This window comes from Microbulbifer sp. 2205BS26-8 (assembly GCF_030731025.1).
Classification (GTDB): domain Bacteria; phylum Pseudomonadota; class Gammaproteobacteria; order Pseudomonadales; family Cellvibrionaceae; genus Microbulbifer; species Microbulbifer spongiae.
Map to the genome: position 1 here is coordinate 1 of NZ_JAVAMR010000070.1, position 10,863 is coordinate 10,863.

General features: G+C 51.3%; 9 protein-coding genes and 1 pseudogene. 8 read left to right on the plus strand and 2 right to left on the minus strand.

The window, feature by feature from the left end; genetic code table 11:
* Nucleotides 1-21: 21 nt before the first annotated feature.
* Nucleotides 22-1,137: a hypothetical protein gene (locus Q5Y71_RS15680; RefSeq protein WP_306043038.1), complete on the minus strand. Its 1,116-nt coding sequence runs from the start codon at nucleotides 1,135-1,137 to the stop codon at nucleotides 22-24.
* Between the two features lie 874 nt (nucleotides 1,138-2,011).
* On the opposite strand from Q5Y71_RS15680, the gene mutS reads away from it, so the two are divergent.
* The 4 genes and pseudogenes from mutS to Q5Y71_RS15700 all read left to right on the plus strand — a co-directional run bounded on the left by mutS (nucleotide 2,012) and on the right by Q5Y71_RS15700 (nucleotide 6,005).
* A complete protein-coding gene (gene mutS, locus Q5Y71_RS15685) occupies nucleotides 2,012-4,561 on the plus strand; it encodes a DNA mismatch repair protein MutS (RefSeq protein WP_306043039.1) in 2,550 nt (849 codons plus the stop codon).
* A 139-nt stretch (nucleotides 4,562-4,700) separates the two neighbouring features.
* Entirely contained in the window at nucleotides 4,701-5,024 is a 324-nt protein-coding gene (gene fdxA / locus Q5Y71_RS15690) for a ferredoxin FdxA (protein ID WP_306043040.1), read from the plus strand.
* Between the two features lie 54 nt (nucleotides 5,025-5,078).
* A pseudogene (locus Q5Y71_RS15695) lies at nucleotides 5,079-5,741 on the plus strand (polysaccharide deacetylase family protein).
* 96 nt (nucleotides 5,742-5,837) lie between these two features.
* Nucleotides 5,838-6,005: a DUF1328 domain-containing protein gene (locus Q5Y71_RS15700; RefSeq protein ID WP_306043041.1), complete on the plus strand. Its 168-nt coding sequence runs from the start codon at nucleotides 5,838-5,840 to the stop codon at nucleotides 6,003-6,005.
* Between the two features lie 48 nt (nucleotides 6,006-6,053).
* Here the strand turns inward: Q5Y71_RS15700 and Q5Y71_RS15705 are convergent, their stop codons facing one another.
* On the minus strand, nucleotides 6,054-6,614 hold the full coding sequence (locus tag Q5Y71_RS15705; protein ID WP_306043042.1) for a hypothetical protein: 561 nt from the start codon (nucleotides 6,612-6,614) through the stop codon (nucleotides 6,054-6,056).
* Between the two features lie 86 nt (nucleotides 6,615-6,700).
* Between Q5Y71_RS15705 and dinB the strand changes: the two genes are divergently transcribed.
* The 4 genes from dinB (at nucleotide 6,701) to Q5Y71_RS15725 (ending at nucleotide 10,756) form a co-directional block, all read left to right on the plus strand.
* Nucleotides 6,701-7,777, plus strand: a complete 1,077-nt coding sequence (gene dinB, locus Q5Y71_RS15710; protein ID WP_306043043.1) for a DNA polymerase IV — start codon at nucleotides 6,701-6,703, stop codon at nucleotides 7,775-7,777.
* Nucleotides 7,778-8,054: 277 nt separating this feature from the next.
* Nucleotides 8,055-8,582 carry an RNA polymerase sigma factor gene (locus tag Q5Y71_RS15715; RefSeq protein WP_306043044.1) on the plus strand — a complete coding sequence of 176 codons (528 nt, stop codon included), beginning with the start codon at nucleotides 8,055-8,057 and terminating at the stop codon, nucleotides 8,580-8,582.
* A gap of 13 nt (nucleotides 8,583-8,595) precedes the next feature.
* Nucleotides 8,596-9,051, plus strand: coding sequence for a hypothetical protein (locus tag Q5Y71_RS15720; RefSeq protein ID WP_306043045.1), 456 nt, complete (start codon nucleotides 8,596-8,598; stop codon nucleotides 9,049-9,051).
* Nucleotides 9,052-9,748: 697 nt separating this feature from the next.
* Nucleotides 9,749-10,756 carry an endo alpha-1,4 polygalactosaminidase gene (locus Q5Y71_RS15725; protein ID WP_306043046.1) on the plus strand — a complete coding sequence of 336 codons (1,008 nt, stop codon included), beginning with the start codon at nucleotides 9,749-9,751 and terminating at the stop codon, nucleotides 10,754-10,756.
* Nucleotides 10,757-10,863 lie beyond the last annotated feature (107 nt).

Consider the following 10,863-nt stretch of genomic DNA (forward strand, 5'->3'; position numbering starts at 1 on the left):
TGTTTATCGAATAAAATCATTTCAAATTCCGTATTTTTTGGTACACTCCCTGAAAGTACCAAACTCAAATGGCCCCGGTATGGGCACAGCATTACACTGAACGGCCTTTCCTTTAAACCAGTATGGTGTTCCAGAAACAATTTTTGTATCAACCGATGGTTGAAAACGTGGTGCATTAAAAACGCCAATAGATTCCGGAGGAGGATTTATGGGTAGTGAATTGAAAAATACATCAGCATCTCCATCTCGTATTGCCTCATAACACTCCTTGATATCAAATTGACGCTTTGTAATGACAGTATTTTCAGGAAAATACTGGTTAGCCGTTTGAGTTGACAGGTTCCCTGTACAGATTCTTATATCTGGGTTAGCCCGCAAGTCATCGATAGATTCAATTGAAAAAGACGATTCAATAGGTATATGAATAAATTGACCAGCACTAACAATAGTGCACGTTGTTCGACGCCCCTTGAGACGGCGCAGGTTCTCAGACTCCCCTCCCTTTGCGTTAAACTGGTCTATAAAATCAACTGTGACACCTGGTTGATTGATAAACTCAAGCATTTCATAGGTTTCGCTAAATGCATTTAGATTAGTCCCAAATATTCCGTCTTGTAAAGCCGAAGTTGTATTGAATGGAAATGGAATTTCTACTGAGATAACTTCAATAGTTCCCGTTTCGTAATGTTCGGCAATTATCCTTAGGATTTCTTTGAGAATATCATCAAGTATATTCGATCCAAACATACCATTATTGAACCAATCAGAAGTACTTGCTCCTGCACTTATAAACCAGGGGGCTCCTGCTACATAACCACGACGTATTTCACCTGATGTCAGAATCTTGGCAAATCTACCTCTCGGCCTGCTAGGAAAAGGGGTTACATCAGGATTTGGAAGACAATCAGACTGATTGACAATGTAATCAGATGCATCCACCACCTCTGAAATAGGCTCATAGAAGTTCTGGATTATTCTTCTGTATTCACCACTGTTAACAATTCTGACCCATGCGGCATCAAATGCATCAACTAGTTGATCATAGCCAATGCCAACTCTATCTGGGGTGGCATGAATTTGTCCAATGGGCAAGAGTAATGTTAGGGAACATAATTTTAATAAAATATATTTACTCATCAGCTTACCTTTTATCGATTTAAAATACTGCGTTTTATATACCGTACCACTCCTTTCAATTTTCCTCTTTCCCAAGTAGATACTTCAAGGGTTACAGTTTGATGCAAGAGGATGACTCAGTTTTTAGACACCCAGCTTCTCGTAAAAAGCATGGGCGCTAATTAATAAACAAGTGGAGATCACTGACCAAAGAGTATCAGTGCTCACCGGCCATATTCGCTGCTATCGAGGCCCCCAATCAGGCAGAAGCGTATCCTGGCAGGCCAGGTCTATAACCGCTATAAGGACCACCACTCTCATGGCAAGCTATCCTCCATACTATCAACCAATACTTGGGCGTACACACCCATATCGAATACGGATTTTTTAAATTAACCCCCGATAGAGTGCGAACCCATGATATAAGCCGGTCTTGAACCTATATAAAGATACTCACGCCACTACCAATTGGATGGCGACAATCTTCAAAGCTATTTTCGAGCAGGCAATACACCTGGACAGCACCGAAAATAACCACAAAGGGCATCAAGAGATTTTCAAAGAGGAGGGGGGATAACTCTCTCACCCTATGGCAAGCACGCCCTATTCAGCAATCATTTGAAATGTGTTAAACGAAGCCAAAGTGAAAGCCGCGGAGAAGCTCACCACTATTAACGGAATTAGGGCCGAATCATTAACGGATGCCAAGCGTGCGGTCGCGCGGTGTTGGTGCGCAGCAGCTAAAAAGGACACACCCGTCCATCTCTAACGGGGCACTACATTCGCCTCCGCGAAACTGGTACTGTAGCCGGCCCAAGTCTTAGACACCTGTTAGACAATAGGCAATAAATTGGAAAAAACTGCAACAAAATCAAAAGGTTCCGAACACACCCCGATGATGCAGCAATACTTGCGCATCAAGGCCCAGCACCCCCAGGAATTGGTGTTCTACCGTATGGGGGATTTCTACGAGCTGTTTTATGACGATGCCAAAAAGGCGGCGGAACTGTTAGACGTGACCCTCACAGCACGGGGGAAATCCGGTGGACAGCCAATACCAATGGCCGGGGTTCCCTATCATGCGGCAGAGGGGTATCTGGCACGCCTGATCAAGGCTGGTATCTCTGTGGCAATCTGCGAACAAATTGGTGACCCGGCCACCAGCAAGGGGCCGGTTGAGCGGCAGGTAGTACGTATCGTCACACCGGGCACGGTAACCGACGAAGCCCTGCTCAATGACCGCTGTGACAACCTGCTTGCCGCTGTCACGCAACAAGGCAGCCAGTTTGGTCTGGCGCTCTTGGACTTGGCCACTGGCCGCTTTGTGGTGCAGGAAACTGACACCCTGGAAGCGCTGGCAGAGCAACTACTACGCCACAACCCGGCAGAACTGTTGGTACCGGAAAATATGTCTCTGCCTGTGGAGATCGAGCACCGTGCTGGGTTGCGTCGCCGCGGGCACTGGGAGTTTGAACTGGAAACCGCCCAACGCCATCTCAACCAACAATTCGGCACACACAACCTTGAGGCATTCGGCTGTAACTTGATGCACGTCGCTATCGCAGCCGCCGGCTGCCTGCTGCAGTATGCCAGGGATACCCAGCGCACTGAACTGCCCCATATCCGCGGCCTGCTGACAGAGAGCAGTGATGAGACTGTAGCCCTGGATGGCGCCAGTCGCCGCAATCTGGAGATTGATCTGAACCTCACTGGTGGCGATAACAATACGCTGCTGTCGGTATTGGACACCTGTAAAACCGCTATGGGCAGTCGCCTGCTGCGCCGCTGGCTGAACAATCCGCTACGCCAGCTCACCACCCTACAGAATCGCCAGGATGCGATCGCCACACTGGCGGGAAACTATGGCTTTGAACCACTGCGGGATGCCCTCAAACCCGTTGGGGATATGGAGCGGATTCTCGGTCGCCTGGCACTGCGGTCCGCGCGACCGCGGGACCTGGCAAGACTGGGGCAGTCTCTGCAACAGTTCCCAGACATTCAGCGCCAATTGGAAGAAACCAATACAACTAGGTTAAAAGCATTGTGTGGCCAAATTGGTGACTGGCCGAAGACAGTGGATCTGTTGCAGAAAGCCATAGTGGAAAACCCACCGGTTGTAATTCGCGATGGCGGTGTTATCGCCACAGGCTACGACGAAGCACTGGACGAACTTCGGGCTATCAGTGAAAACGCCGGTGATTACCTGGTTCAACTGGAGCAGCGTGAAAAAGAGCGCACCGGTATTCCTACCCTGAAAGTGGGTTACAACCGGGTACACGGCTACTTTATCGAGATCAGCAGAGGGCAAAGTAATAAAGCGCCGACAGAGTATATTCGACGTCAAACCCTTAAAAATGCCGAGCGCTTTATCACCCCGGAACTGAAAGCCTTCGAAGACAAGGCACTCTCCGCCAAAAGCCGTGCCCTAGCACGGGAAAAAGCGCTGTATGAGGGCTTGATCGACAAACTGAATGAGTCTCTGGCCCAGTTGCAGACTGCTGCTGCCGGAGTCTCGGAGCTGGACGTACTGGCCTGTCTGGCGGAACGCGCTGACAACCTATGCCTCTGTTGTCCGAAGCTGGGTACCGAACCGGGCCTGCAGGTCAGTGGCGGCCGCCACCCGGTGGTAGAACAGGTGCTTGACGAGCCTTTCGTGGCCAATGATATCGAGCTGCACAATGACCGCCGTATGCTGGTCATTACCGGCCCCAATATGGGCGGTAAATCAACCTATATGCGCCAGACCGCCCTGATTGCGCTGCTCGCCCACTGCGGCAGCTATGTGCCTGCAGAAAAGGCCAAAATCGGCTTGCTGGACCGCATCTTTACCCGTATCGGCAGCGCTGATGATTTGGCCGGGGGGCGCTCTACCTTTATGGTGGAGATGATCGAGACCGCCAATATCCTGCGCAATGCCACCGAACACAGCCTGGTGCTGATGGACGAGATCGGCCGGGGCACTAGCACCTACGACGGCCTCTCCCTGGCCTGGGCCTGTGCCCATTACCTGTCGGCAAAGGTGCGCGCTTTTACCCTGTTCGCCACACATTACTTCGAGCTCACCGATCTGCCCAATCATTGTCCACAAGCAGCCAATATCCACCTGGATGCCACCGAGCACGGCGATGGCATTGTCTTTCTGCACCGTATACAGAAAGGCCCGGCTTCCAAGAGTTACGGCCTGCAGGTGGCCAAGCTGGCGGGTATCCCAGGCGGGGTATTGACAGAGGCGCACGCCCGCCTGGCTGCACTGGAGGCGGGTTTGCAACCTGCCTCCATCTCTATGGCGCCTTCAGCGACCCCGTCTGCTTCCCCACAGCAGGTGGATCTGTTCAGCAGTCCCAGCCACCCGGCTGTGGATGCCCTGGAGGCGTTGAACCCGGACGATATGACCCCGCGCCAGGCCCTGGAGGCCCTCTATGCACTGCGCAACTTATTGAATTAACAGGTAAGACGGCGGGTTTCGCCCTATGCATCCTGTTATAACCTGTGAACGAAATTGACTGAAAAGCCACTACAATTCGCGCCAGTAATTGATAAAATCCCCAGTTGGAAAGATTCAGTAGCACTATTGAGGCACAAACATGACGTTCGTAATTGGGGAAAACTGTATCAAGTGCAAATACACCGACTGTGTAGAGGTTTGCCCGGTGGACTGTTTTTACGAAGGCCCCAACTTCCTGGTCATTCATCCGGATGAATGTATCGACTGTGCCCTATGTGAGCCGGAGTGCCCCGCCAATGCAATTTTCTCAGAGGACGAGGTACCGGAAGATCAGCAGGAGTTTATCGAGCTGAACGCAGAACTTGCGGAAATCTGGCCCAATATCACGGAAAAAAAAGACCCCCTGCCCGACGCAGAATCGTGGGATGGCAAAAAAGGGAAGCTGGATCAGCTGGAACGATAAGAAATAGCAAATGGCCCTGTGACAACGCCAGTGGTTTATAGCCAGGCAAAGTAAATGAAAATAATTACACTTTCACTTCTATTTTTTGGGCCGCCATTGGTGGCCTTTGCAAACACCGCTCAACAAAAACAGATTGCCTTGCTCTTTGGCGAAGGGCCGGTACCGGGCGCAACAGAATCGCTGTTAAAGCAGCTGGATTCTCTACAAATCAAGGCAACTTTCTTCCCTTTGGGGCGGAAAATGTAGAAGCATTCCGAGCAGACCCGCGCCATGATCGTTGCTGGCCACCAGTTGGGGAATCACGACTATTCCCATATCAACCTGTCCAACCTGCCGCTCAGCAGTGCAAAGGAGGAAATAAAAAAAACCTGTGCCCTACTCCAGTACCACGGCTACCAAGAGCGACCTGTGATTCTGCCTCTTTTTGGTAACCTTTCCGAAGAATTGCGCAGCCTACTGGCAGAGCAGAAATTCCAAGTGGCGCAATGGGACCTGGAGCCCCGGCGCCACGCCGATATGAGCAGACTTGAGAGCATCGCCGACTATGTGGTGGGAAACGCCGAAGCTGGCTCTGTGGTTTTGTTCCACCCCACGCTTGAACACACAGAACAGATGATCGTCGCACTCCCCTTGATCCACTCCCGGCTCGTGCACAGGGGGTTCCGCTTCGTGACCTTGGCACAGATCGCCGAAGAGAAAGTGAAGGAACATTTGTAACCAGTGCCCGGCCACACTACCAATAAGGGCACTGGGAGCCTGGCAGGGCCGTCACCTGCCGTCCGCTCCCGCAGCCGGATACCGGGAGCTGATACCATGTTGCGCTGGGCGGTAGCTTTTCTGGTGATTGCGTTGATCGCCGCCTTCTTCGGGTTTAGCGGCATCGCCACCACGGCAGCGGAAATCGCCAGGATTCTCTTCTTTATCTTTATTGTGCTGTTTATTCTGATACTGATCTTCGGCCAACCCCGGCCACCGAAATAGCCGCCCTCACCGGGGCTTGACTCGACACTACGATCAATTGGCAGGTGGCTATTGCGCCTGCCCCGGCTTTTGCCGATGGGGCGTTCTGTTGGGGTTCAGCCCCAGCACCTCAGCTGTGTGATTGAAGCCCAGCACCAGTTCCATCACCCCCAGCGCCTCCAGCAGTTCTTCATCCCTGGCTCCCAGTTTGCGCGCCGTGGCAATAAGATGCTTGCGGTGGTCGCTTGGAGCACTATTGGCATTTCGTGCCAGATCAAACAGTGTCTGTTCTTTCTCTGAAAAATGTACATGTTTTGGGTCTGTGCGAATACGCAGGATTTCTGCAGAGACTACACCCAGCATTTGCAGGGAGGTGCTGTGGTGATAAATGCCGTAATCGCAATGGTTGTCCGAAGATAGCGCAAGACTGATCGCTTCCTTGAGCTGTGCCGACAGGCAGCCGTGCAACATAATCGCCCTGAACTTGTGCCAGTTGGCTTCCAGAAGCCCCCGGTGGTGGGCATAGACCCGAAACAGGCTGGGAACAGCACCCAATTCATCCTCTATTTCCGCAAAGACGCCGCTCACTGTATCGGAACCGGGGTACTGCACCGGAGAGATACTACACATTATTTCACCACCTATGCTCCCAACTTACCCATCCCTGCAAACACAAAACACTACCTGACGCAACAAACACTGTATATAATCCCAGCATGCGAAAAATCATTCACTGTGACTGCGATTGTTTCTATGCTTCGGTTGAAATGCGTGACGATCCCAACCTGCATGGTCGCCCGTTGGCGGTAGGTGGCAGCAGTGACCGCCGCGGGGTGATCTCAACCTGTAACTATGAAGCACGCCGTTATGGTGTACGCTCCGCCATGCCCACTGCCCAGGCCAAGAAGCTCTGCCCTGATTTGATTGTAGTACCCGGTAATATGGCTAAATATCGTGAGGTCAGCGGTCAGATTCGAGAGATCCTGCAGGATTACAGCGATAGGATTGAGCCCCTGTCTCTAGATGAGGCTTTCCTGGATGTGAGTAGCAGTACCCGCTGTTGCGGCAGCGCCACCCTGATTGCGGGGGAGATCCGCCAACGAGTGCATGACAGCCTCGGTATCACCATTTCCGCCGGCGTGGCTCCCAACAAGTTCCTGGCCAAAATTGCCAGTGACTGGCGCAAACCCGATGGCCTCACAATCATTACCCCCGACGAGGTGGACGGATTTGTGCTGCGCCTGCCAGTGCACAAAATCCACGGCGTGGGCCGCGTTACTGCAGAGAAATTGCACCGACAGGGCATCCGAACCTGTTTTGACCTGAGGCGTTACTCCCCGATTGAATTGAGCAAGGCCTTCGGAAAATTTGGGCGCCGTCTCTATGAGTTGAGCCGGGGAATCGACGAGCGCCCAGTGAGTGACGACAATACCCGCAAGAGTGTGAGTGTGGAGCACACCTTTAGTGAAGACCTGTGGGCATTTGATGATTGGCTGGAACAATTGGCCTCTCTGTATGTGCGCCTGCTGGAGCGACTGGAAAAGCTCGGTTCCCGCTATGAGATTAATAACGCCACCGTCAAGGTAAAATATTCGGACTTCTCTTTGAGCACACACGAGCGCAGCAGCCGTGCAGGACGGATTTCTGAGTTCCGGCAACTGCTGCAGGAGTGCCGGGAAAAGCGCCCGGCCCCGATCCGCCTGCTGGGCATTGGGGTAAAGCTTACGGATCTGCGAGCCGGACAGGGGCCACAACAACTGCCTTTGCCCCTGCCGGCATTAAAATACTTTTAATGCCGAATGCTTCAATAAAACAACCGCCCCCCTCTGCAGCTATCAACTTATGGCGCACACCGATACCCGGAAGTTCACCGGGACATTCGGAGCCATCTATACTTGCTTGGCTCTCGGATATACAACCCTCAGTTACACTCAACCCGGCCGACTTGTGAGCCGAAAAATAAATACCACGCTTAGCCGTACTATAATTTTCTTTACTATTGCCGCTTTCATTCAGAGTCCTCGGAGGGTTGCCCGGGCCTGAATTGTCCGCGTACGGAGGCGCGACACATTGTCCCGCAAGGTATTCCGACAACTCTCTGACGAGGCGCTTCTCAAGCATTACAGGGAAACGCGAAAGCCCGCCGTTTTCCACTTGTTGTACGCGCGTCACAAGGATGCACTCTACCGCTATTGCGTGCAATTGGCACCAGCTTCTACTGAGCAATTGCTGGGGGACCTTTGGCAGGACATTCTGGAAAGACCTCCACAACTTGACCGTCACCTTCTGCGAAACTGGCTGTTTATCCAAGTGAATATATTACTGAGCAAACAGGCCAACAGAAGCTGTGAAGCGCAAACCTACAATAGAACCCAGCAGGGTACTGTGCTCAGCACCATACAAAAACTGCCTGCGAAGCAGCGCAATGTGTTACTGCTGTATGTGGAATGCAGGCTGTCTTTGGCAACCATCGCAGATATCGAACGCATATCTTTGAAAACCTGTCGCGAGTTGTACCACAGTGCCCGGGAAGCGGTCGAAATACAAATCTACGGTACGCACCGAAAGCCCTGGCAAGTGCAGACCATCGAAGAGTGATCGAGGGAACAGTATGAGTAACTGGGAGCGTCAATATCGCGAAGAGGTATCCGCATTAGCCTCTCCGCAACAGCTCGATGCCCAGATTCTACAGCAGGCGAAACATTACCAGCATAAAAAAGATATCGGCCGTTTGCTTTCAAGAGTCTCTCTCAGCGGCACCGCCACTGCGGCGCTCCTCTTGCTGGTGCATCCGGCTCAACTCCTGGGAGCCTTGGCACCGGGCAGAATACCAGAGGGTGAAGTACAAATATCCAATCCTACAAAACTACAGTGGCAAGCACCCGTCTTGCCCGCAATCCCAAAGGAAGATCCCTGGGTATCCTTGCACAGCCAGGTTGCCGCTGGAAACTATATTGCTCTTTGCCGCGAGTGGCGCACACGACGTAAAGCTTTCGCAGACGCCCCATTGCCACGGGAATTACGCAAAAGAGCACAAAAACACTGCCGCATATTGCCAAAACCTTAGCTCAGAATCCCGGGCACAATCGGTATTCTGTTTGAGTGAGCTAAAGCATAAGGAAGAATTGCTGTAGACTTAACTCTCTATTGGGTTACTCACTAACCGCAACTCAAAAAGCCGATAAACCACCGTGGAGAAAGAGCCACGGCCCGCTATGCACTAACATTTAAACTGGACCACCTTGGTGGGGCTGATCATCACCATATTGATAGCATCGAATCAAGCAAGAATATTATATTCAGCTCTATTATCCCGCTATAAAGTCGTGGCTCGGATTTTGGTCAAAAATAACCGCAGGACTGCTGGATATGGGGATCGCCGAACGCAGCAGCCAGTCCATCTAGCCCTCCCTCAACACTATCCAATCAGTCCCATCAGCAGCCCTGTCCCTCCACCAGCCACTCTCAAATCTCCATACCCGTAGAACCCTTCAAGAAGTGTCTTGTTACTGTAATAAAGGCAGAACAACCACAGTATTATGAAATAGTTGTTATCGGGCACAGGATATCCAGGCACAGAGTAACGCTGTAGCTGTAATGGGCGGATTCGAGGGAATTGAGGCGTAAATTCTGCCTACTTATGGCATAATTGAGCTTTTAGACAGAACTGACGCAAGGAAAACCAAGGAACTTATCCTGCTTTCCTCTGCCTCTAAAAACTGGAAAGAACAGCTTGCCCCCAAATACCCCCATGGAGAGGAACTTTGCGTCGAATACTCCCATTTCTTGTTAGTCCCCTACTGCTTCTCAGCTGTAGCCTTGATGATCTGCCCGAATTAGTGATCCCTGTCAACGTGGATTACGATCAGGAGATGCGCGAATTGGTGGAAAACATCAGCAGCTATGCCAAGAACATGAATCGTGATTTTATTGTTATTCCACAAAATGGCATTGAGCTAGTCACCACGACAAACACTACTACAGGCCCTGTGGATACTGGCTACCTGGATGCCATTGATGGTATTGCCCAGGAAGGGGTATTCTTTGGCTTTGTTAGAGTGGATCAACGCACTCGCACCTCGGAATCCCAGCGCCTGCAAACCTATCTTGATCTGGCCAAAGAGAACAACAACGCCGTCCTGGTAACTGACTTCGCCAGTAGCAATCAAAATATCAACAGATCCTACGAAGACAACCAGGGTGCGGGTTATATCTCTTTTGCTGCCAACCAAACGACTCTGGATAATATCCCCTCCTATCCACCTGAGCCCTTCAATGTCAACAGCCGTGATATTGATAACCTGGACGCAGCCGGCAACTTTCTCAACCTGACGAACACAAGCGGCTACTCTACCCCCCAGGAATTTGTCGATGCACTGAGTGAAACCAATTTCGACTTGCTTATCATTGACTTTTTCTTCAATCGCGAGCCCTATACCGAAGAGCAAATTGATCAGCTTAAAGTGAAAAGAAACGGCAGCCCCAGGCGGTTACTGGCCTATGTGAATATTGGCAAAGCCCAGGACAACCGCTACTACTGGGAGTCCTTTTGGCCCATTAATCCTCCCAGTTGGCTACTGAAGGCAGTGCCTGGAGAGCAGGACAACTACTATGTGGAGTATTGGAAAGAAGGGTGGCAGGATATCATTTATGGCAACACTGATTCTTACATTTACAGAATTGTGAATGCGGGCTTCGATGGTGCCTATATGGACAGTATCGACGTATTTGAATATTTCGACTCCCTGAGTACAGTGGAAGCGGATCAGTAGTTCCAGGTTGCGGGCTAGGCGCACTCCGCTGCCTGAGATTCCAAGTTGTCAAACCTCAAGAACCGGGGAGCCCTGCTACTTCACACCAATACCGGTAAAGCTTTCTT

Bases quoted from the DNA above. Each gene is read 5' to 3' on its own strand.
- Q5Y71_RS15680 (WP_306043038.1), bottom strand. From the start codon at position 1,137: ATGAGTAAATATATTTTATTAAAATTATGTTCCCTAACATTACTCTTG.
- mutS (WP_306043039.1), top strand. From the start codon at position 2,012: ATGATGCAGCAATACTTGCGCATCAAGGCCCAGCACCCCCAGGAATTG.
- fdxA (WP_306043040.1), top strand. From the start codon at position 4,701: ATGACGTTCGTAATTGGGGAAAACTGTATCAAGTGCAAATACACCGAC.
- Q5Y71_RS15700 (WP_306043041.1), top strand. From the start codon at position 5,838: ATGTTGCGCTGGGCGGTAGCTTTTCTGGTGATTGCGTTGATCGCCGCC.
- Q5Y71_RS15705 (WP_306043042.1), bottom strand. From the start codon at position 6,614: ATGTGTAGTATCTCTCCGGTGCAGTACCCCGGTTCCGATACAGTGAGC.
- dinB (WP_306043043.1), top strand. From the start codon at position 6,701: ATGCGAAAAATCATTCACTGTGACTGCGATTGTTTCTATGCTTCGGTT.
- Q5Y71_RS15720 (WP_306043045.1), top strand. From the start codon at position 8,596: ATGAGTAACTGGGAGCGTCAATATCGCGAAGAGGTATCCGCATTAGCC.